This window comes from Altererythrobacter sp. CAU 1778, assembly GCF_054482795.1.
This window is the reverse complement of the sequence record NZ_JBTLRP010000001.1, coordinates 626,962-649,382: the sequence shown is the minus strand read 5'-3', so window position 1 is coordinate 649,382 and position 22,421 is coordinate 626,962. Positions and strand designations below refer to the sequence as shown.

11 protein-coding genes are annotated in these 22,421 nt (G+C 66.0%); 8 read left to right on the top strand and 3 right to left on the bottom strand.

Going from position 1 to position 22,421, the window contains the following annotated elements; translation table 11 throughout:
* Positions 1–32 precede the first annotated feature (32 nt).
* From ACXYN8_RS02820 to ACXYN8_RS02805, 4 genes are read left to right on the top strand one after another with little or no spacing between them, the layout of a single operon-like run.
* The gene (locus tag ACXYN8_RS02820; RefSeq protein ID WP_458887788.1) at positions 33–2,165 is read left to right on the top strand and encodes a GumC family protein; all 2,133 of its coding nucleotides are present in this window, start codon (positions 33–35) and stop codon (positions 2,163–2,165) included.
* Positions 2,165–3,310, top strand: coding sequence for a glycosyltransferase (locus tag ACXYN8_RS02815; protein WP_458887787.1), 1,146 nt, complete (start codon positions 2,165–2,167; stop codon positions 3,308–3,310). Before ACXYN8_RS02820 ends, ACXYN8_RS02815 begins: the two co-directional genes overlap by 1 nt.
* A 7-nt stretch (positions 3,311–3,317) precedes the next feature.
* On the top strand, positions 3,318–4,772 hold the full coding sequence (locus ACXYN8_RS02810; protein WP_458887786.1) for a glycoside hydrolase: 1,455 nt from the start codon (positions 3,318–3,320) through the stop codon (positions 4,770–4,772).
* Positions 4,763–5,563 carry a methyltransferase, TIGR04325 family gene (locus ACXYN8_RS02805; protein WP_458887785.1) on the top strand — a complete coding sequence of 267 codons (801 nt, stop codon included), beginning with the start codon at positions 4,763–4,765 and terminating at the stop codon, positions 5,561–5,563. The genes ACXYN8_RS02810 and ACXYN8_RS02805 overlap by 10 nt, the downstream gene beginning before the upstream one ends.
* Positions 5,564–5,570: 7 nt before the next feature.
* Here ACXYN8_RS02805 and ACXYN8_RS02800 read toward each other — a convergent pair whose 3' ends face one another.
* Both ACXYN8_RS02800 and ACXYN8_RS02795 read right to left on the bottom strand, forming a co-directional pair.
* On the bottom strand, positions 5,571–7,073 hold the full coding sequence (locus ACXYN8_RS02800) for a lipopolysaccharide biosynthesis protein (RefSeq protein ID WP_458887784.1): 1,503 nt from the start codon (positions 7,071–7,073) through the stop codon (positions 5,571–5,573).
* Positions 7,070–7,837 (bottom strand): 4'-phosphopantetheinyl transferase family protein, encoded by a 768-nt coding sequence (locus tag ACXYN8_RS02795; protein WP_458887783.1) that lies wholly within the window; start codon positions 7,835–7,837, stop codon positions 7,070–7,072. Before ACXYN8_RS02795 ends, ACXYN8_RS02800 begins: the two co-directional genes overlap by 4 nt.
* A 396-nt stretch (positions 7,838–8,233) precedes the next feature.
* On the opposite strand from ACXYN8_RS02795, the gene ACXYN8_RS02790 reads away from it, so the two are divergent.
* Genes ACXYN8_RS02790 through ACXYN8_RS02775 form a run of 4 tightly spaced genes read left to right on the top strand, consistent with a single transcriptional unit; the run spans position 8,234 to position 21,330 of the window.
* Positions 8,234–10,105, top strand: coding sequence for a non-ribosomal peptide synthetase (locus ACXYN8_RS02790; protein WP_458887782.1), 1,872 nt, complete (start codon positions 8,234–8,236; stop codon positions 10,103–10,105).
* Complete coding sequence (locus ACXYN8_RS02785; protein ID WP_458887781.1) at positions 10,102–18,084, top strand: hybrid non-ribosomal peptide synthetase/type I polyketide synthase; 7,983 nt, start codon at positions 10,102–10,104, stop codon at positions 18,082–18,084. Before ACXYN8_RS02790 ends, ACXYN8_RS02785 begins: the two co-directional genes overlap by 4 nt.
* Positions 18,081–20,327 carry a condensation domain-containing protein gene (locus tag ACXYN8_RS02780; RefSeq protein ID WP_458887780.1) on the top strand — a complete coding sequence of 749 codons (2,247 nt, stop codon included), beginning with the start codon at positions 18,081–18,083 and terminating at the stop codon, positions 20,325–20,327. The genes ACXYN8_RS02785 and ACXYN8_RS02780 overlap by 4 nt, the downstream gene beginning before the upstream one ends.
* Positions 20,311–21,330 (top strand): poly(ethylene terephthalate) hydrolase family protein, encoded by a 1,020-nt coding sequence (locus ACXYN8_RS02775; protein WP_458887779.1) that lies wholly within the window; start codon positions 20,311–20,313, stop codon positions 21,328–21,330. Before ACXYN8_RS02780 ends, ACXYN8_RS02775 begins: the two co-directional genes overlap by 17 nt.
* Here ACXYN8_RS02775 and ACXYN8_RS02770 read toward each other — a convergent pair.
* Positions 21,327–22,421: a glycosyltransferase family 4 protein gene (locus tag ACXYN8_RS02770; RefSeq protein WP_458887778.1), complete on the bottom strand. Its 1,095-nt coding sequence runs from the start codon at positions 22,419–22,421 to the stop codon at positions 21,327–21,329. The genes ACXYN8_RS02775 and ACXYN8_RS02770 overlap by 4 nt on opposite strands.

Genomic DNA, 22,421 nt, shown 5'->3' with positions numbered 1-22,421 from the left:
CGCGCCCCAATCGAAGACGGAAGGATCGTCCCATGGCTAGCACCAACGCACTCGTCCCGGCCCGCGAAACCGGCGGCCCGCTCGCGCTGCCCCGGTGCCCGCATTACGACGAGGACAAGCTCGACCTGTCGGAAACGGTCAACTTCCTCGCGCGGTGGTGGCGGCTGATCCTCAGCGTCACGGCAGCCGTGTTTCTGATCGGCCTCGCGATCTCGCTCTACCTGCCGCAGACCTTCCGGGCGGAGGCGACGGTGGTCGTCGACAAGAGCGCCGAGAACGCCGACCGGTCCACCCCGACACCGGCAGGCCGCGCGGTGGTCAGCAATGAGCTGATCGAAACGCAGGTGGCAATCATCACTTCGGCGGAAATGACGTCGCGCGTGGTCGCGGCGCTGGGCCTCGCCAACGGGCTACCCGCCGCGCAACGGCAGGCTTTGGAAGAACAGGTGCGCGAGCGGGTCGACGCGCGGCGCGCCGGCGAAAGCTACGCGCTGACGATCGAGTATCTCGCTGCAACGCCAGAGGACGCGGCGACTGTCGTCAATGAATTCGCGCGGCAATATGCCAGCTGGGAACTGGGTGAGGAGCGCGGGCGCAATCAGGAAGCGCTGGCGATGGTGCGCGAACGGCTGACCGCGCTGCGAAACCAAGCGCAGCAGGATACGCAGGCGCTGCAGCAATATCGCATCGCCAACAACCTGCTTAGCACATCGGGCACTTCCCTCACCGAACAGGAAATTTCCAATTACGAACAGGAGGTTGCCCGCGCCCGCGCGTCTGCGGCAGAAGACGTTGCACGGCTCGACACCGCGCTCGACCAGTTGCGTTCCGGATCGAACGGCGACGACGTGGGCGAGGCGCTGGGATCGCAGGTCATTTCCTCGCTCAGAGAGCAGGAAGCGCTCGCCGCCGGCCAAGTTGCGGACCTGTCGGCACGCTATGGCCCCAATCATCCCGAACTCATCCGAGCGCAGAGCAAGCTTACGGAGGTGAAGTCGCAGATCCAGAGCGAGATCGGCCGCGTCGTCTCCAACCTTCGCGCCAAGCGGCAAGTGTCGCAGCAGCGTCTCGCTTCGCTGTCCGGAAGCCTCGGTTCGGCGAAGAGCAAGCTGTCGCAGAACAATGCCTCGATGGTCGGGCTCAGCGACCTGGAGCGCAAGGCGGCTGCCTCTCAGGGAATCTACGAAACCTATCTCGGCAGCTACAAGGGACTCGTCGCCGCGGAGGGCGCAGAACGGCCCGGCGCCAAGATCCTGACCATCGCGACCCCGCCGACCGACCCGGTCAGCCCCAACCTGCAGCTCAATCTGGCGCTGGCGGCGATTACCGGCCTCGGCCTCGGACTGCTGGTCGCCTACGCCGCAGAGGCGCTCTCGCAAGGCATCCGTTCGACCTCGGAAGTCGAGACGGCGCTCGGCGAGAATTTCCTCGGGTCGATCCCGCTGCTTTCGACCAGCGGCGTCAGCAGCCGCCATGCCGTCGAGGCCATTCGCGACGAACCCAAGTCCGCCTTCTCGGAATGCTTCCGTGCGCTATCGGCCTCGATCGAACAGGTGGCGGAACGCGATGACACGGTGATCGCCGTTACGTCCGCCCTCCCGAACGAGGGCAAGACGGTGATTTCCTGCTGCCTCGCGCACACCTCGGCCAGCGCTGGGATGAGGACCATATTGATCGACTGCGATCTGCGTCGGCGCGGCATCAGCCGGCTGCTGGGTATGCGCGCCGACCAAGTTGGTCTGGTCGAGGTGCTTCAGGGCGCCAAACCGCTCAACGTGCGCGACCTCAACGACGATTCGGTGTTCTGCATCCTGCCCATCCGGCCCAGCGAGATCGAGCCGGAAGGGCTGCTCACCGGCCCGCAGTTCGACGAGCTGATCAGCCAGCTGCGCGGTCAGTTCGACCGCATTATCCTCGACCTGCCGCCGGTGCTTCCCATCGCGGCGACCCGCAAGATTGCCGAGGCGGCGGATTCCGTGGTTTTCACGATGAACTGGCGCACCACGCCCAAGGCGGCGGCCATGGCGGCGCTCAAGCGGTTGCCACGCGACCGCGTCCATGTCGCCGGAATCGTGGTCAACAAGGTCGATATGCGTCGCCGCGCCATGTTCGGCGCGCATGACGCGGGATATTTCTACAACAAGTACAGCGAGTATTACGCCTGATGGAACATGGCCGGCTCCAGTCAGCCGCGATCCATCGCGCGCCAACGCCGTTCTCCGCGCCGCGGGTCGCCATCGTCCATTACTGGATGCTCTCGATGCGCGGGGGGGAGCGGGTGGTAGAGCGGATGCTGGACCTGTATCCCGGGGCCGACCTTTTCTGCCACGTGATGGACGACAGCCGCGTCTCGAAGAAAATCAGCGCGGCCAAGGTCACCCGCAGCTTCATCAGCCGCCTGCCGTTCCACAAGCGGTTGTACCAATATTACCTCCCGCTGATGCCCATGGCGCTCGAGGAACTGGACCTGGGCGGCTACGATCTCGTCATCAGCAGCGAATCCGGACCGGCAAAGGGCGTCATCACGCCGCCCGGCAGCACCCACGTATGCTACTGCCATTCGCCAATGCGATACCTGTGGGACCAGTACGGCCCCTACAAGCGCGAGGCCAACGCGCTGGCGCGACTGGCGATGCCGCTGATGTACCACCGGCTGCGGCAATGGGACGTAACCTCATCGGCGCTGGTCGACAATTTCGCCGCCAATTCGCGCTTCGTGCAGCAGCGCATCCGCAAGTTCTGGCGCCGCGAGGCGGAGGTAATCCACCCGCCGGTGGAGGTGGACCTGTTCAGACCGGCAGACGCGGTGGAGGATTACTATCTCTGGGTCGGGCAGATGGTGCCGTACAAGCGGCCCGATCTGGCGGTCGATGCCTTCAACGCAAACGGCTTGCCACTGGTGATGGTCGGCACGGGCAGCATGGCAAAGGCGCTGAAAGCGCGCGCCGGGCCCAACATCCGCTTCGTCGAGCGCATGGACTTCGATCGCCTGCGCCAGACCTTCGCCCGCGCAAAGGCATTCCTGATGACGGCGGAGGAGGACTTCGGCATCACCCCGGTCGAGAGCATGGCCACCGGGCGCCCCGTGATCGGATATGGCAAGGGCGGACTGCGCGACAGCGTAGTGGAGGGGGTCACAGGACTTTTCTTCGATCGCCAGGAAACGGACGCGCTGCAGGATGCGGTCGAGCGGTTCGAGAAGTTCGCGAAGCATTACGACCCCCGCGAATCAATTGCCCGCGCGCGCCTGTTCGCGCCGGAGGAATTCGACCGCAAGATGCTGGCCTTCGTCGGCGCGGCAATGGGGTGAAGGGGCGATGGAGCTGACCTTCATCGGCGCGATCCAGATTGCCATCGGAGTCGCGATCCTGGTGGCCGGGTCGCTGCGCGCGGCGTTCCTGTTTTTTGTCTTCTCCTGCCTGTTCGGCGGATCTGCTGCCATCATCCTGCCTGCCCTGGGCGGATCGTCTATCCCGCCCGCGCAAATCGCGCTGCTGTTCGTCGCCTTGCGGATCGTCGCGCCTGCCGGGGGCCATTTCGGCCGGGTACCGGAGGCTTTGCGGGCGAACATCTGGCTGCTCGTCTACACCGGGTTCGGCATCGCTTCCGCGATCCTTGCGCCGCGCATCTTCGAAGGGAAACTCGACGTCGCGCCGATGCGGCCGATCGTCGGGGGTGGCCTGTTCGAAACCGTGCCGCTCGCGCCTTCGCCGCAGAACCTGACGGCGGCGTTCTACCTGTTCGGGACGCTGGTGGCCGCGCTTTCGGCCTTCATCCTCACCCGCCACCTGCGCGGGGGCAAGGAAACGCTGGTGAACGCAGCGCTATGGGTCGGCTGGGCGCACCTGTTGCTTGGGCTGGCCGTGGCGCTGTTCGCCGGAACGCCGCTCGACACCGTGTTCGAGGCCTTGCGGAACGGCAGCTACGCGCAGCTCAACCAGTCGTACCAGGGGTTCGTTCGCATCCGTGGCGTGTTCCCCGAATCCTCCGCCTACGCCGAATTCGGCTTCGCGTGGTTCGTGGTGAATGCAGAACTTTGGTACCGGGGCATCCGCCCGCGCGCGACCGGCCTTCTGGCGCTGTATCTTGCTGCCATCCTCGTCGCGAGCACATCCTCCACCGCTTACGTCGGACTTGCCGCCTATCTCGCGTGGTTCGGTCTGCGCGTGGTGTTCGTACGCAGCGCGATCGAAGGGAAGCGATTGGCGCAGTTCGGCGCGGGCGTGCTGGCGATTGCGGTGGCGGTTTCCGCTTTGCTGCTTGCCAGCCCGGACCTATCCGCGCGGTTCGTCGCGATGGTCGAACAGATGACCATCGGGAAGAGCGCTTCGGCGTCTGCCGAGCAGCGGCTGTTCTGGGCGACGCAGGGATGGGAGGCGTTCCGCCAGTCCTTCGGCCTTGGCATCGGCGCGGGCAGCTTTCGTTCCTCGAGCTTCCTGACCGCGGTCGCGGGATCGATGGGTGTGATCGGGATCCTGTCCTTCACCCTTTACGGCCTGCGCGTGTTCGAAGCGTCGCGCCGTTCCACTTACGGGCGCGGAGCGGACCCGGCGCTGTCCATCGGCGGAGCCTTTGCCGTTGCCGCCGTGCTCTCTCTCGTGCCGGCCGCCGTATCTTCCCCGCGCCCCGATCCCGGCGTGATATTCGCGATCTTTGCGGGCGCGGCCATCGGTCTGCGCCCCCGCCGCGCAGCAGCGGCGCTGAGAGGCGATGGCGCGGAAACTGAAGCAAACAGGGGCGCCCTGCCCGGCGGAGCGGTGCCATGCTCATGACCGCCTCCGCGCCCGAAAGGCGGGGCGGCGCGGCGCGCCTGAAAGCCATCGCCAGAAGCGGGCGGAACGCCGTATCGCGGGCGTTGCGCCTCGAAGAACGCAAGAGATTTCGCGGTAGCTTCGCCTGCCATGCTGACGCCATCGCGGCGATCGGGCCGCGGCGGCTCGCCGGGTACGATCACGATGAACTTGCCGATGTGTCCTACGAGGAGATGTGCAAGGTCCACCTGTGGGACTACCCCGTGATCCACTGGTTGGCGAAGGTGCTGGACGGCCAGACGAACCTGATCGACGCCGGTGGGCACATGGGTACGAAATTTCGTGCGTTCGCGCGGTTCATCGACTTGCCGGACAGCTTTGACTGGGCGGTTCTGGACGTCCCCGCCATCGTGCGCGCAGGGCGGGATCGTGCAAGCCGGGACGGTTTGAACTCGCTATCCTTTCACGACGATACCGCGACTTTGCCGACCTCCGACGTCGTGCTTGCCTCCGGCCTGTTCCAGTATCTCGATGCCAGCCCTTCGCAATTCATCGCCGGTCTACCGCGGATGCCGCGCCACTTCATCATCAACAAGGTGGCGACGCGCGAGGGCGAGAGCGTGGTTACGCTGGAGCGTTTCCCGCAGGCGGAGGTGCCCTACCAGGTCCGCAGCCGCGTGAATTTTGAAGCCGATCTTGCAAGTGCGGGCTACATCATTCGCGACCAATGGGACATTCCGAGCTACAGCCGCCACCACGCGGCTTTCGGCTTCGCGACCAGCCGCGGCTATTACGCCGAACTGGCCGACTGACGCCCCGTCAGATCGGTTGCGCGGCGCGGCGGGGGAGCCGGGCCACAATCAGTCCCATCGTCTGGATCGCCAGCCGCTCCACCCCGTCGGGTTTGCCTGACAGCCACCAGATCGCCCAGTGCGTTGCCCAGTAGGTCGCCGCGGCGAGCGGCACGATCTTCGCCAGATAGAGGAGGATGCCGATCGTCCCCTCCGGCGGGGCGATGACGCTCTGCAACCCGAACACGACACCGGCCATGACCAGCGCGCTCAGCACCCCGCGGCCCGCCTTGCCGACCTGTTCCATCATGCCGATGCCCACAACCTTGCGGGCAAGGTGGATGCACAGGCCCGCCAGGAACAGGTCCGCGATCACCAGCGCGGCGACCGCGCCGATCCAGCCGAAGGCCATGATCAGCACGATGGTCAGCGGCACGCGCAGCGCGAAATCCTGAAGATTGCGCGTGAAGATGTGGCGCGGCTTGCCGGCGGCATAGAGCAGCGTCAGCGTCATGTGGGAATAGAGGCCGGGTATCAGCGCCAGCGATACCGCCTGAAAGACGATCGTCGCGCCGAGCCATTGCGGGCCAAGCACCAGCGCGATGAGCGGCTGCGCCAGCAGCGCCTGCCCGACGGCGATCGGCATGGCGATGGAAAGGACCGTCGCGATCGACATGCCATAGACAGCGCGCTGCCGCTCAACATCGCGATTGGACCGCGACAGCGCGGACATCAGCGGCCTCTGCATGGCCTCCAGCAGCGCCTTGTGCGTCGTCGCGGCAAGATCGCGCGTGGTGGAGAACAGGCCGACCGTAGCCTGCGAGGCAAGCTTGCCGAGCATGAAGCGGTCGGTCTGCCAGTTGAGCGCGCTGACCGTCTGCGCCCCCATGCTCCAACCGAGATAGCCGTAGAAGAAGCGGTAGTGCCGCAGGGTAAAATGCGGCCGCGCCGGAACGAGGACATAGCTTGCCAGCACGTAAAAGAACGGCCCGGCGATGGTCGCGGCGGCGATGGCCCAGTAGCTTTCTGTCGAGAGCGCGAGACTCACCGCCACCACCAGCGCGCACAGCTTGCCCACGACATCCGCCGCCGCATCCTGCGCAAAGCGCATGTGGCGGTAGAGCAGGACGAGCTTGGGGCTGCGAAGCGCCCGGATTGCCGGGGCGAGCGAGAGCGCGCAAATCAGCGCGATCAGACGGTCATCACCAAAGAAACGCGCCAGCGGCACCGACAATGCGCACAGCGCCGTGATGAGTAGCAGCGCGCGGATCAGGGCAATACTGAACGCCGCATCGACCAGGCTGCGCTTTACCGAGCGCAATTGCAGCAAAGCGCTGCCGGTCGGCATTTCCATCACCGCTTCGGTGATCTGCACGACCGACAGGGCGATCGCGACAAGGCCGAAGTCCGAGGGGGTCAGGTGCCGGGCAAGCACGATGAGCGTGACGAAATCGAACCCGCGCGAGCATATCCTTGCGACCGCGAGCATTGCGGCCCCGCCCGCGACCTTGTGCCGCAGACCGTGCTTCAACGCCTCTCTCCGGCAGTGCGCCAGTTTACCGTGCCGCCATGCGCGTGGCCGAATTGCCAACCGGCACTTCTGCGCGCCGCCGCCCCCAGCAGTCGCGGCAATCCGCGCGCGGTGAAATGGAGGTCGCGGGTGGATCCGATCAATCCTTCGCCGCTTGCCTTGAGATAGGCCTCGCTAAGGGTCCACAACCGCATGAACAGCGTGGGCTTGTCCTGTTCCGCATCGAAGGCGGCAAGCGCCGGCGCGCTCATCAGCTCGATCACCAGATCGCGCATTTCCGCCACGGGCCGCGATTGTTCGACATCGACGCCGACCGGCTGGCGCGCGATGGCGACCGCCACCAGCCCGCGAGTGTGTGAAATGTTGAAGTGAATGCCCGCAAGCCGACGCGAGAAAGGCGATGCCGGGTCGGGCAAGGGCTTGCCCGAACGCTCCGCAACGAAAGACAGCGCGCACGGGTCGCAGTCGGCCATGGCAGCCAGAACGCGGCGGAGCAGTGAATGTGCGGCGGTATAGCTCGCCCGGTCGGCGGCAAAGTGGAACCGTGCCGCCCGCGCTGCTTCGGCTACGGAGATGTTCCTTGAGAGCGCTTCTCCTGTGTCAGCCGAAGTAGAAGCGAGAAACAACCACACCTCGTCAGCGGGTGGCCCCGCGCCCGACAGGCCGTCGAGGCTTGGCCATATCCGCGTCCCCAGTGGTGGCAGACCGTCGGCGATGCAGGCCCAGGCAATCGCGTGGTCGCCAACCTCGGCTGGCGTGGCCACAAGCCGCCCGCAAGCGCCGTGTGAAAGGCCCTGTTCGCAACCCTCGGAAGTCTGCTCGGAAAGCATCAGCATCGCGGCCTTGAATCTCGCGAAATTGTGCGGCGCCACAATCGTTCATCGGTCTAGGGCAGGCGCTACCCCCTTGGGATAGGCCGGCTGACCCGACACCCCATCGCCCTCTCCCGAATGGTGATTTCCTCCTTCGCGATCTTCGCTGACAATGCCCGGCAAGAGGGATGGGCGATTGCGCCGATATGCCGCCAGGTGCGGGGCCGCTCAGACGCCGAAATCCCTCCTGCCGGAAAGGTTCTTCGGGTCGCTGAGACATCGCACCGCCCATTCGTGGGCCCTGAAAGGCCGGGTGCCACCACGACACTCGGAAATGCCGAAGACAATATGGCCACAGACCCGAATATCGCAGCCCGCCTCGCGCAGACAGCCGCCGAATGTCCCGGTGCCATTGCGATCGTCCGCTCCGGGCACGAGCCTGTGACCTATGACGAACTGGAGCGACGCTCCGCCGCGCTCGCGGCCCGTCTGTCGGCACTCGGTATCGGGCCGGGCAGCTACGTCGCCATCTGCACGCCGCGCTCGGTCGAAGCCATCGTCGCCATCGTCGCCATTGTTCGTGCAGGGGCGGCCTACGTCCCGCTCGATCCTGATTATCCGGACGCCAAGCTGTCCGAAATGCTGGCCGACACGCAGCCTGCCGCGATCCTGAGCGTCCCGTGTGCGCGTGACCGTATCGAACGGATTGCGGCAGAAGCGGCCAGCGCTTCGCGGCCCGCGATTTGGGACCTCGAGGATGCAACTTCGCAGATTTCCGATGCGCCCGGCGCTGGCAGTCCGGCGACGCCTGACAGTGCGGCCTATGTCATGTTCACCTCCGGCTCGACCGGGCGGCCCAAGGGTGTGGTCGTGCCGCAGCGCGCCATCCTGCGGCTGGTTGTCGGGCAGGACTATTGCGAATTCGGGCCGGACGAGGTGATCCTGCAACTCGCCCCGCTCAATTTCGACGCGAGCACGTTCGAAATCTGGGGCGCGCTGCTGAACGGCGGCGTCCTCGCGATCATGCCTGAAACGCAGCCCTCGACCGCTGAGATCGCGGCTGCGCTGGAGAAGCACCGGGTGACGACGCTATGGCTGACGGCGGGCTTGTTCCACCTGATGGTCGATACGGAAATTGCCGCTCTTACCGGGCTGCGACAGATGCTCGCAGGCGGCGACGTGCTCTCGCCCGACCATGTCCGACGCTTCCAGCATGCTGCGCCGCACGCGCGCATGATCAACGGCTACGGGCCGACCGAGAACACCACCTTCACCTGCTGTGCCACACTGTCGCGCGGTTTGTGGCCCATCGCTTCCGCCCCGATTGGGCGGCCGATTGCCGGAACCCAAGTGTTCATCGTGGACGATATGCTTTGTCCAGTGCCGGATGGCGAGGCGGGCCAGCTCGTCACCGCAGGAGAAGGGCTGGCAATCGGCTATCTGGACAATCGCCAGTTGACGGCGGAGCGGTTCGTCGAGGCCCCTGCCCCGATCGGCCAGCGCATTTACCTCACCGGGGATCTCGCCCGCAGACTTCCCGACGGGCAATTCGCGTTCCTTGGTCGGATGGACCGGCAGGTCAAGATCGACGGAAAGCGCATCGAGCCGGGCGAAATCGAGGTGGCGATGCGCGCCTGCGCAGGCGTGCAGGACGCCGCCATCGTGGTCGAGCAGGGCGCCGCCGGGATACGCCGGTTGCTAGGGTTCGTCGTCGCGAGCCATGCCGGGCTTTCCGCCATCGAGGCGGAAGTTCAGCACCGCCTCCCAAGGCATATGTGGCCGAGCCGCCTCTGCGCCGTCGACACGCTGCCGATCACGCCAAACGGAAAGATCGACCGCGACGCGCTGCTGATGCGGGCAGGTGAAAGCAGGCGGGCCGTTGCAGCCCCCGCAGATGCGGCACAGGAAACGGTAGCCGCGCTTTGGCGCGAAGCGCTCGGCATCCCGCAGATCGGGGTCGACGAAGCCTTCTTCGACCTTGGCGGCCGCTCGCTTCAGCTGATGCGGGTGCACAAGGGGCTGGAAGCTGCGTTCAATCGCACAATTGCCGTTGCGGACCTTTTCGCTCGTCCCACGATCCGCGCGATGGCGAAGCTCGGCAATGCCGATGGCCCGACCGGCAGCAGAGCCAGTCTCGCCCTCGTGCAGTCGCGCGCGCAGCAACGCCGTGCCGCGCTGTCCCGACGCAACCGACCGTTGATCGAGGAGGCAGTCCGATGAACGGCAACATGACCGACGCCTTCGAAAACGGGCTCGACGACGCGATCGCCATTGTCGGCATGGCGGGCCGCTTCCCGGGTGCCGCCTGCGTCGAGGATTTCTGGCAGAACCAGCGCAGCGGCAAGATTTCGATCTCGCATTTCTCCGAGGAGGAATTGCGCGACTGTTTCGACCCGAGCATCCGGCAGGACGAGAACTTCGTCAGCGCCCGCGGCGTGCTGGACGACGCGGACCTGTTCGATGCCGAACTGTTCGGGATGTACGCGCGCGAGGCCAAGCTCACCGATCCGCAGCACCGTGTCTTCCTCGAAGTTTCGCTCGCAGCGCTCGAGGTGGCAGGACTCGATCCGGCGCGGGCTACCGGCCCGGTCGGCGTGTTTGCGGGCGCGAGTATGCCGACCTATCTCGTCGGCCATGTTCTGAGCGGCGGTGACGGGCCGGCCCGCGCCTTCGCCAGCAATTACCAGCTGGGTGGGATGGACACTCTGGTCGGTTCCCTGCCCGACGCGCTCGCCACCCGCGTCGCCTACAAGCTCGACCTGAAAGGCCCGGCATTCACGGTGCAGAGCGCCTGCTCTACCTCACTGCTGGCGGTGGCGCAAGCGTGCCAGAGCCTGCTGATGTACCAGTGCGACGCGGCGTTGGCGGGCGGCGTCTCGATCACCTTCCCGCAGCAGCGCGGCTATCTCTACCAGGACGGCGGCATGGGATCGCGCGACGGCACCTGCCGACCGTTCGACCGCGACGCGTCGGGCACGGTGTTCGGCTCCGGCGCGGCGGTGGTGGTGCTCAAGCGCCTGTCCGATGCGCTGCGCGACAAGGACGAGATCGTTGCCCTGATCCGCGGGGCCGGCATCGCCAACGACGGCGCGAACAAGGTCGCCTTCACCGGACCGAGCGCGGAGGGACAGGCCGCCGCCATCGCCAGCGCCATTGCCGAGGCGGGGGTCGATCCGGCGAGCATCGGCTATGTCGAGTTGCACGGCACCGCGACACCGCTGGGCGATCCGATCGAGTTCGACGGTCTCAGGCACGCCTTCGGGCCGGACTGCGAAACAGGCGGCTGTGTGCTTGGCTCGGCGAAGGCGAATATCGGGCATCTCGATGCGGCGGCAGGCGTCACCGGGCTCATCAAGGCCGCGCTGTGCCTCAGGAACGAGGAAATCCCGCCGCTGGCCAATTTTACCGCGCCCAACCCGCATATCGACCTGGCCGACAGCCCGTTTCGCATCGTCAGCGAGCTTCAACCCTGGCCGCGCACGGACGTACCGCGCCGCGCGGGCGTCAGTTCCTTCGGCGTGGGCGGCACCAACGTTCACATCGTGCTCGAAGAACCACCGTTCCCGCCCCGCCGCACCGCTGCCGAGGGGTTGCAGATCCTGCCCTTTTCGGCGAAATCCGACGCGGCTCTCGATGCGCAGGCGCATGCGCTCTCCGCGCATCTTGCCCGGCATCCCGGAACCGAGTTGCGCGATGTCGCCTTCACCCTGGCACAGGGGCGCACGCGCCGTGAAAGCCGGGGGGCGGTGGTCGCCAGATCGACCGCGGAAGCTGCGGAAAAACTGGCCGCCTTCTCTTCACGCTCCATTCGCGCGCAAGCGAGCGACGCTCCGCCGGTGGTATTCATGTTCCCCGGACAGGGTTCGCAATATCCCGGCATGGGCGCGAACCTCTATCGCGGCGAGCCGACCTATCGCCGCTGGATCGACCGCGGCGCGGACCTGCTGCTCGACACGCTTGAGCGTGACGTTCGCGACCTGCTCTACCGCACACAGGACATTGGCGAGGATGCGGCGCATCCGATCCGTTCCACGATCTACGCCCAGCCCGCGTTGTTCCTGACCCAGTTCGCGCTGGTGCAGTTGTGGCTGGAACGCGGCGTCCGCCCAGCCGCGATGATCGGTCACAGCGTGGGCGAACTGGTCGCGGCAACCGTGGCCGGAGTGCTTTCGTTCGAGGACGGACTGGCTCTCGTCGCCCGCCGCGCCGCCCTGATGCAGAGCGCGGAGCCGGGCGCGATGCTCGCAGTGCGGATGGCGGAGGAAGACTTGCTCCCCTTGCTCGGCGACGGCGTCGATCTGGCCGCAGTGAACGCCCCCTCGCTATGCGTGGCGGCAGGACCGTTCGACGCAATCGCGCGGCTGGAAGATCGGCTGGAAGCCGCCGGGTCCGAAGGACGCAGGCTGCATACCTCGCACGCGTTCCATTCCGAGATGATGCAGCCCGTCGTCGCCGAACTGGAAAAGCTTGCCTGCGGTTTCGCCTATGGCGAGGCGGCGATCCCCTACGTCTCAGGCGTCAGCGGCGACTGGGCGGCGGGGGAATATTCAGCCTGCGGCGAATACTGGGCGCGCCACTGCCGCGCGCCGGTTCGCTTTGCCGAGGCTCTCAGAACGGTCGTCGGATCGAGCAGACCCATTCTGCTGGAGGTCGGCCCGGGACGCACGCTTGCGACCTTTGCCGGTCAGGGGCTGTCGCGAAACGACTATCTTGCCGCCGTTCCATCCATGCCGGACTTTTCGGACGCGGCGGACGACGAGACCAAACTTGCCGAGGCGATGGCGCGGCTGTGGTGCCTCGGCGCGGAACTGCGCTGGGACGATTTCTACGGCGAGGAAGCACGGCGCGTGCCCCTGCCGCCTTACCAGTTCCAGCGCCACAGCTACTGGATCGAGCCAGCCGAGGCACCGAACGCGGCAGCCTCCGATGGTTCGGACACCGCCATCGATCCGGTCCCACCCGCCGTGACACCTGCAACAGGAGCATCTTCAGTGGCCGATAGCCCATCGCGCAGCCAGCGCCTGTCCGGCGAAGTCGCCGCCCTGCTGGAAGATCTTTCCGGCGAGAGCATTTCCGACACGGAGTGGAGCCGCGACTTCCTCGAACTTGGGTTCGATTCCCTTTTCCTCGGACAGGTTGCCACACAGCTGAAGCGGACCTTCGGCATCAAGGTGACCTTCCGGCAGCTGATGAACGACTATCCCTCGATCGAGGCGCTGGTGGCTCATCTCGATGCAACGCTGCCGCCCGACCCGCCAGCCGCTGCGGTGACGGGAGAGTCCGTGGCACAGGTGGCAACAGACGCACCCATAGCCAGCGGGGCGATGCCACAGCCCGCCGCCGAGCCGGGCCAGGCAGGCGACCTCGCTGCGACATTCGCGGCGCAGCTGGCAGCGATGCAGGCGGTCATCGACGGCCAGCTCGCTCTCATCGGCTCGAAGCCGGCAGCCCACTCGCAGACTGTGCCCCCATCAGGCCGAGATGCGCTGCCGCGGTCCGGGGCGGGCGGCGCATCAACGCCCGCCCCGGCCTTGCCTGAAATGCCGTTGGTCGAAACGGCTGAAGCGGGCGAACGGTTCAGGCCGTTCAACGCCCGCGCGGCTCGCGATGCCGACCCGATCACGGATGAGCAGCGCCGCTTCATCGACGATCTCGTCGCGCAGTACTGCGCCAGGATGCCGACCTCGAAGGCGCAGGCTGCCAGGCATCGCAGCTATTTCTCCGACCCGCGCACGGCTGCGGGGTTCCGGCCCGAATGGAAGGAGATGGTCTTCCCCGTCGTCGCGGAGCGATCGAAGGGGTCGAAGCTGTGGGACGCCGACGGCAACGAATTCGTGGATCTGGTCAACGGATACGGCCAGACCGCCTTCGGTCACGCACCCGATTTCGTTGTCGAAGCGGTGGCCGCTCAGATGGAGAAAGGCTTCGCCATCGGTCCGCAGACCCCGCTTGCCGGAGAAGTTGCGGCGCGGATCGCCCGCATGGTCGATCTGGATCGGGTGACCTTCTGTAACACCGGATCGGAAGCGATCATGGCGGCGATGCGGCTTGCGCGCTGCGTCAGCGGGCGTGACAAGGTCGTCGTCTTCAACAACGACTATCATGGCCAGTTCGACGAAGTGCTGGTGAAGGCGGGCGGCAAGGCGGGCTTCGCACGCGCCCTGCCCATCGCACCCGGCATTCCGGGCGATTCGATCGCGAACATGGTCGTTCTGCCCTATGGCTCTTCGCAGGCCCTCGACTGGATCCGGGCGAATGCCCGGGACGTCGCCGCCGTCATCGTCGAACCGGTGCAGAGCCGCCATCCGGAACTGCTCCCGTTCGAATTTCTCCGCGAACTGCGCAGCCTGACCCGCGAAAGCGAAATTGCGCTGGTCTTCGACGAGGTGGTGACCGGCTTTCGCACGCATCCCGGTGGAATGCAGGCTGTGCTCGGCATCAGCGCCGACATGGCGACTTACGGCAAGGTTATCGGCGGGGGTATGCCGATCGGCATCCTAGCAGGGTCCGCGCAATACATGGACGCACTCGACGGTGGCAGCTGGAACTATGGCGACGACAGCGTGCCGGAGGTGGCGCCGACCTTCTTCGCGGGCACCTTCGTGCGCCACCCCCTGGCGCTCGCTGCGTGTAATGCGGTGCTGGACTTCCTCGAACGGAGCGGGCCGCAGATGCAGGCCGATCTGGCAAGCCGGACAGCCGGTCTGGTCGAGCGGATCGACGCGGCATTTGCGAGCCGCGGCGTGGCAGTGCGTGCGCCGACTTATTCAAGCTGGTTCATGCTCGACACCGCAAACGGCGACCGGCTGGGGGCGCTGTTTAACCAGCACATGCGGCTGAAGGGCGTCCACATCATCGACGGCTATCCGTGCTTCCTGACCACCGCGCACAGCGATGAGGACCTCGACCTGATCGTCGGCGCGGTGGGCGAAACGCTGGATGCCTTGCAGGCGGTCGGCATCTTCAAGGGCGATGGGGCAGCGCAGCCCGTTCGGGCGGACGCACCCGTGCCGCTGGAAATGCCGCTGACCGAGCCTCAGCTGGAAATCCTCCTGGCAACGCAAATGGGGCCGGAAGCGTCGACCGCCTACAACGAATCCCTGTCGATCGAATTCGGCGGCATTGTCGATCACGCGGCGCTTGCAGAGGCGATCAACGCCTTCGTCGCGCGGCACGAGGCCATGCGCGCAACGGCCAAGCCGGGCGAGCCGACGCTGGTCATTGCCAGCAATCTCACCATCGAAGTCCCGCGGATAGAGAGAGCGAACGAGGCCGATCTGGCGCGGATCAAGTCTGCCGAGGCGACCACGCCCTTCGACCTCGAACGCGGGCCGCTGCTGCGTGCCACACTGGTCGAACGCGACGACGGCACTTCGGTGCTGATCGCCTGCGCCCATCACATCGTGTTCGACGGCTGGACCGCGAACCTCTTCGCGGAGGAAATCGCCGCACTCTACCGCGAGCGGACCGGACATGGCGCCGCCGATCTCGACCCGGCGATGCCCTTCACCCGTTACGCCGCCGAACTGGCAAATGAAGGAGAGCGGGCCGAAGCGGACCTTGCCTACTGGCGCAACCTATTCGCAACCCTGCCCGATCCGGTCGAGTTGCCGGTCGACCGTCCGCGCCCGGCGCTCAAGAGCTTCGCAGGCGCCAGCCATACAAGCCTGATCGACGCCGACCTGGCCGCTGCCGCAAAAGCTGCCGGCGCGAAGCTGGGCTGTTCGCTGTTCGTTACGCTGTTCGCCGCTGTCCAGACCGCGATCGGGCGGCTGGCGAACACCGACGATGTCGTGCTGGTCTGTCCGACCGCCGGGCAAGCTGAAGTTGAGGACGGCGCGCTGGCTGGCCATTGCGTCAATTTCCTGCCGCTACGAGTGCCCATGGCGAAGGGCGCGCGCCTTGCCGACCACCTCGCCGCGGTCAAGGCCGGCGTGCTGGAGGCTTTCGACCACGGCACGGCCACCTATGGCGCCATCGTGCGCGCGCTGGAGCTGCCGCGCAGCACCAACCGCAGCCCGCTGACGGACATTCAGTTCAATCTGGAACGGGTGAGTGATGCGATCGATTTCGGCACCACCACCGGCAATTTGCGTGCCAATGCGAAGGCTGCGGTCAATTTCGACCTGTTCTTCAACCTTGTCGAATGCAGCGATGGGCTGAGGGTCGAAGTCGACTATGCCAGCGACCTGTTCGACGAGACCACGATCGAGCGGTGGGTCGAGAACCTGCGGCAGGTGCTCCGGGCGCTTGTGGCCGATCCGGCGCAGGCGATAGACGACATCGACGTGCTCGGATCGCAGGAACGTGCCTGGCTCGATGCCCGCAATCCGGTGTGGCCGCCGCTGCCCGACGACTGTTCGCTCGTGTCCGAATTCCGCCGCGCTGCTGGAGGTTTCGCAGATCGCGTGGCGCTTTCGGCGGACGGTGTGACGCGCACCTATGGCGAGTTGGAATCCCACACCAATCGCCTCGCCCGTGCACTGCTTGCGCGGGGTATCGGGCGCGGAGATCATGTCGCGCTGCTGGCCAACCGGTCGATTGCAGCCATGGAAATGATCGTCGCCGTCATCAAGACCGGCGCGGCCTACGTCCCGCTCGATCCCGCCTATCCGGCCGCGCGCCAGCGCTACGTTCTCGAGGATTGCGGCGCCCGCCAGGCGCTGCTCGGGCCGGGCGCAGAGGATGCGGAAGCTTATGCGGAACTGAAGGACACTGGCCTCAGCTACGATGCGCTGCGCGCGGAAGCTGACGGGCTTTCCGATGCTGCGCCTGATGTCGCGATACGGGCCGATGATCCGGTCTATGTCATGTACACCTCAGGCTCCACCGGGAAACCGAAGGGCGTGGTGGTACCCCATCGCGGGATAGTGCGGCTGGTGGTGGACCAGGATTACGTGGACCTTGGCCCGGATGAGACGCTGCTGCTTCTCACGGCGCTCGGCTTCGACCTGTGCCAGTTCGAGATCTGGGGCGCGCTGCTGTTCGGCGGGCGGCTTGCGATATTCACCGATTCCAAGCCCTCTTTGGCCGGGATCGAGCAGGCGATCGTCCGCGAGGGCGTTACCACCATGCTGCTGGCCGCGGCGTTGTTCCATTTGATCGTCGAGGAAAAGGTGACGGCGCTCGCCCCGTTGCGCCAGCTGGTGATCGGCGCGGACGTGGTTTCGCGAACCCATATACGCAAGGCTCAAAAAGCGTTGCCGCACGTCCGCTTCGTCAATGGCTACGGCCCGACCGAAAATTCGGGACTGACGACCTGCTACGCCTTCCCGGCTGAAGGTTGGGGTCCGGGTTCGTCGCCCATCGGAGAACCGATCGCGCGAAGCAGCGCGTTCATCATGGATCCGCGCGGTCATTTGAGCCCCAGGGGGTCCATCGGAGAACTCTGGTCAGGCGGCGAAGGCGTCGCGATCGAATATCTCGGCAAGCCCGATCTCACTGCCGAACGGTTCGTCACCCATCCAGACGACCCCGCGGTGCGCCTCTACCGAACCGGCGACTACGCGCGATGGCGGACGGACGGCGCAATCGAGTTTCTGGGTCGCATCGACGGGCAGCTGAAGATCAACGGAATGCGCGTCGAACTCGACGAGATCGAAGCTGTGCTGAGTGACTTCGGAAGCGTTGCGGAGGCGGCAGTCGCAGTGCGCGAGACGACTTCGGGCGGGCGCACGGTCCACGCGTTCGTCACCGTGGCTTCTGGCGAGACCATCGACATGGAAGCGCTGCGACAGCACATGGCAGAGGCATTGCCGCGCCATATGCAGCCTTCGTCGACGCACATTGTCGAGGCGTTGCCGCGAAACGCCAATGGCAAGATCGATCGTCTCGCGCTGCGCGACCGGGCCGATGCTGGTCCCGCGGCGAACGACAGCGGTGCGGATAAAAAGGCGATGACCGGCCTTGAGCAGCGCGTTGCAGCCATCTGGGCGGAGGTGCTCGGCCTCGACACCGTGTCCCGCGACGATGCGATCTTCGATCTGGGCGCGGACTCGCTGCAGATCTTCCGCATTGCCGCTCGCATGGCGGCGCAAGGGCTGGAAATCGAGAACCGCAAGCTGTTGACCAATCCCACGCTGGCCGAAGTGGCTGCGTTGATCGACGGTCTCGCGACCGGCGACACACCGCCCCCTGCCCCCAAGGTCGCCAAGCTTTCCGCCTATCGCCGTGAAGCGTTGCAGGGGGCCGGCGCATGAGCAGCAGGCCGACCGTAAGCGAAGACAAGCAAAGGGCGGAAATCGTCGCGCGATTCCCGGCGGCGGCCAACCAGCGGATGCACTGGGACGAGGTTGCCCGCGACCCGTCCGACCCGTCGCTCAACGCGGCTTTCCGACGAAGGCTGTCGGGCAAAGTCAGTGACGAGGCGATCGCAAAGGCGATGCAGGCGCTGATCGCCCGCCACGAAATCCTGCGAACGCGTTTCGTCGAAATCGACGGGGTCCTGCATCAGCACGTGCTCGAACGCGTGCCTTTCAAACTCGACCAGGTCGATCTTCGGCGGCTGCCGGACGCGCAGCGCGAGGAGGAGGCGCTGCGCATGAGCGAAGCTGCCGCCCGACGCCCCTTCCAGTTCGCTGGCGACGCGTCCGATGCGCCGCTTTTCCGCGCCATGCTGATCCGCGTCGCTGCGGACGAGGCCTATCTGCTGCTGGTCTTCCATCACCTCGTGATCGACGGCTGGTCGCTCGACGTGGTCGTGCGCGAAATCGGTCAACTGGCCGCTGCCGCCGGTGCGGGCGAGGCCGCGGCCCTGCCCGCCGTCGCCATGCAGTTCGGCGATTTCGCACGGTGGCAGGCAGATGTGACGACCAGCGAAGCGCTGGATGGAGAGCGCGCCTACTGGGCGGACAAACTTGCGGACCTTCCCGATTTTCGCCTCCCGCCCGACCGGCCCGGCGACCCAGGCGGCAAGCCATCGGAAATCCGCTCCTTCCTGTTACCGACCGGGACATCGGCTGCGTTCGAACAGCAGGCTCGGCAGGCGGGCCACACGATGTTCTCCTTCGCGACGGCCGCTGCGGCAATGGCGCTCAGGCAGGCAAGCGGCAGCGAGGAAATCGTCCTCGGCACGCAGATAGCCGGTCGCGACGATCCCGACGCGGAAGCAATCGTCGGACCGGTGATCAATACGGTGATCCTGCGCGTACCGACGCCAGAGAGCGCCGGTTTCGCGCAAGTGGCCCAAAGCGCGCGGGAGAATATTCGCGAAGCGATGGCGAACCAGCTTCTTCCTTTCGCGGAGGTGCAGCGAATGGTGCGGGATGCGCGCGAACCGGACGTTCCGGCCTATCGCGTCAACCTCGTCGTCCAGCGCACCTATATCAGCAGCGCGACGGTGCAGGATACGACCTACGGCGACTTCACCATCCAGTCCGTCGCTGCACCTTCGGTCGGGGCGCTGTGGGATCTCAGCCTGTTCATGGTGGGTCGCGCGGAAGGCTGGCGCCTTTCGTGCGAATATGCGCCCGAACTCTACGATTGCGAAACCATTGATGCGTTGCTGCACGGCTGGCGGGCGGCGATCGAAGACGCAGCGGGTATCGGCGGCGCTGCATCGGACGCCAGTATGCCTGAAGCCGCGAGGCCAGTAATCAATCCGCGCATCGACGCGCTGAAGCAGCGCATCCTGACCTTGCAGGCAGAGGGCGACGGTGCGCCGATCCTCGCGATAAACAACGCCTCCGTCCTTTATCCGGTCGCTCGCGCGATAGGCACTGCCCACCCCTTCCACGACCTGCAATTCTGTCCCGGCCCGACGCCGGTCGACTTGCCGCGCCGGCATTTCATCGACCACGCGCGCGACGCGGTGGAAATGATCCGCCTTGCGCAGCCGCACGGCCCCTATGTCCTGTTCGGCCTGTGCGTGATGGGCGCGCTGGCTATCGAGGCGGCGCGGATTCTCCAGTCGGAAGGCGAGACGGTCGAACTGGTCGTGCTCAACGACAGCTATCGACCCGGCTATCGCGAGCGGATGGGTTGGCTCGACCGCCAGCAGCGCGCATGGCAGGTGCGCTACCTGACCACCGCCAAGCTGCTGAAGCGAATGCGATCAGGCGAGCTGAGTTTCGCGCAAGTCATGGCAAACTACCGCATCGCTCGCGCGCTTGGGCTGCCACGGTTGGCGGCGCGTTTTTCCGGCGGCCCGGTAGGGCCGGAACCCGATGCCATGGTGGACGGCAGCCGCTGGTTTCCCGAAACCGTCCTGCTGCCCAGCCAGGCGGATTTCGTGCCCGAGCCCTATCGCGGCCGCGTCGTCATGTTCCGCAGCGAAGACGTCCCCAATGGTCGCCTTTTTCCCAAGGACTTCGGCTGGAGCGGCTATATCGACGGCCCGTTCGAGATCGTCGAATGCCCCGGCACCCACGACACGATGTTCCGTGATGCCGGTGCCAGCGTCATCGGCGCAGTCGTCCGGAGGATTCTTGGCGAGGCGAGCTAACCACCGGCGCGGCCTTTCGGGCTTCATCGCCATGGTCGGAGCGGCAATCGCCAGCGCTTTCTGTTTCAGCGGGTGCCAGGCAAACGGAGGTCCAGCGCCCAGCGGCCCGCATGAGATACGCACGGAAGAGATCGCTCTCGACACCGCGCGCGGCACCTATCCGGTCGAGATATACGGGCCGGATGCCGCTGACCGGCCTGCCCCGCTGATCTTGTACGCGCCGGGGTGGGGTAACGACGCAGGGGATTCGCGCAGCCTCCTGCGCGAACTCGCCAGCCATGGCTATGTCGTCGCCGCCTATGACGATCTGTCCTTCGATGATGGCATCGCCGGAGAAACCGAACAGAACAAGTCCGATCGGCACGCCGGTTTCGCTTACGACACGCCCGCGGCCTATCGCGCTTCGAAGCAGCTGGCAGCGCGGCGGATGGAACTCGCGCTGGCGAAGTCGGGGGCGGTTCTCGACGCGGTGCTGGCGGAACCGGACCTTGCGAAACGCATCGACGCCAATCGTATCGGCTTCGTCGGCTTTTCCTTCGGTGGGGCGACCGCCGCAGCCATGGCCGCACGCGACCCGCGGATTTCCGTCGCAGTCAATCTGGACGGGTGGCTCTTCGCCGATCCTCCCGCCATGCCGAAGGTGCCTTACCTGCTGATTTCCATTCCCGAAGACTTCCCGCCCGCAAGCTGGGCCAATTCATCGCAGCCGTCGCGGCGCGCGCTGTATGAAGGCGCGCTGGCCGACCAGACGTTGCATCGCGCCTTGCTGGGTCGCGGTGTTTTCGCGTGGCTGCTGGCAGAAGGAATGGAGCACAGCGCGCTCAACGACCAGTCGCAGCGATGGGGCGACCCGCGTTTTCGCGCACTCAAGACCGCGCAATTCGCGGCAGTGCTCGGCTTCATCGACGCGGCACTTCTGCAAGGAACTCCCCCCAGCCCGCTGGTGGTGCCGGGCGTCCTGACTGCGGTGGACGAAGATCGGCTCCTGCCGCTCGCAGACTAACCCTCCGCCAGATGTCGCAGTAGGCGGCGGGCATTGGCTTTCCAGCGAAATTGCCTTTCACGCTCCCTCCCCTTGCGCGACAATTCGGCACCCGTTTCGGGTTCGCGAGCCAGCCGGTCGCAGCATTCGGCCCATTCCTCGGGGCGACGCGGGTCGCAATAAAGCGCCGCATCCGCGCAGGCCTCAGGAATTGCACCACCGGTTGAAGCCACCACCGGACAGCCGCAGGCCATCGCCTCCAGCGCGCTCATCCCGAAACCCTCGGTCAGCGATGGGAGCAAGAGCGCGCGGGCGCCCCGGTACAGCGTCTTCAGTTCGCCGTCGCTGACCCTGCCGAGAAGTCGGGTTCCCCCGATAGAGATGTCGTCCGCGCGCGAGAATACGCCCTCGTCGACGGACCCGACCAATGCCAGCGGAACGCCGTCCGTCGTCCTGAGGCGCATGGCCTCTGCCAGCATGGCGAGGTTCTTGTGCGGGGCGAGGCTGCCGACCGCGAGGAAATAGCCTTGCGAAGTCAGGCCGAAGCGTGTGAGCGCATCCGGGTCTGCCTCCATTCGCCCCATGTGATCTGCGCCGTTCGGAAGGACGAGAAACTCCCTTCCCGACCCCACGCCATTGGCTTGAAGCCGCCCGGCGGAAAACTTCGACACCGTGGCCAACCAGCGCACCGTCCGACCAAGGAGCGGCAGCAGCAGGCGATAGGCAAGACGAAAGCCGGCCGAATAGGATTGCGGCACATCGAATACCTGCGCGTCGTGAATCAGCACCATCTGCCGTCGCCTGAGCACGGGACCAGTGTTGCACAGGCTCAGCAGGACCGCGCCGGGCGCAGCGGCGGGAAGAACGAGCTGCTCCCACGAATGGCCGGAGCGTGCCGAGCGCCATATCCGGCTATCGCCCGACAGCCCCAAGGTGGCGCGGATTTGCTCGTCGCGCAGCGTGCATCGCGGCACGGCAATATCGATGCGCAACCCGTGACCATCTTCCGCAACCACTTGCGCCAGCGCGCGGACCAGTTCCGCAGCGACCCGATCCACGCCCGTCAGGGCACGGGTGAGGAAGCGTCCGTTGATCAACAGGTTTGGGCCCAT

Coding starts and splice junctions, on each gene's coding strand:
- ACXYN8_RS02815 (WP_458887787.1), top strand. CDS start 2,165: ATGGAACATGGCCGGCTCCAGTCAGCCGCGATCCATCGCGCGCCAACG.
- ACXYN8_RS02820 (WP_458887788.1), top strand. CDS start 33: ATGGCTAGCACCAACGCACTCGTCCCGGCCCGCGAAACCGGCGGCCCG.
- ACXYN8_RS02810 (WP_458887786.1), top strand. CDS start 3,318: ATGGAGCTGACCTTCATCGGCGCGATCCAGATTGCCATCGGAGTCGCG.
- ACXYN8_RS02770 (WP_458887778.1), bottom strand. CDS start 22,421: ATGGGCCCAAACCTGTTGATCAACGGACGCTTCCTCACCCGTGCCCTG.
- ACXYN8_RS02805 (WP_458887785.1), top strand. CDS start 4,763: ATGCTCATGACCGCCTCCGCGCCCGAAAGGCGGGGCGGCGCGGCGCGC.
- ACXYN8_RS02790 (WP_458887782.1), top strand. CDS start 8,234: ATGGCCACAGACCCGAATATCGCAGCCCGCCTCGCGCAGACAGCCGCC.
- ACXYN8_RS02785 (WP_458887781.1), top strand. CDS start 10,102: ATGAACGGCAACATGACCGACGCCTTCGAAAACGGGCTCGACGACGCG.
- ACXYN8_RS02780 (WP_458887780.1), top strand. CDS start 18,081: ATGAGCAGCAGGCCGACCGTAAGCGAAGACAAGCAAAGGGCGGAAATC.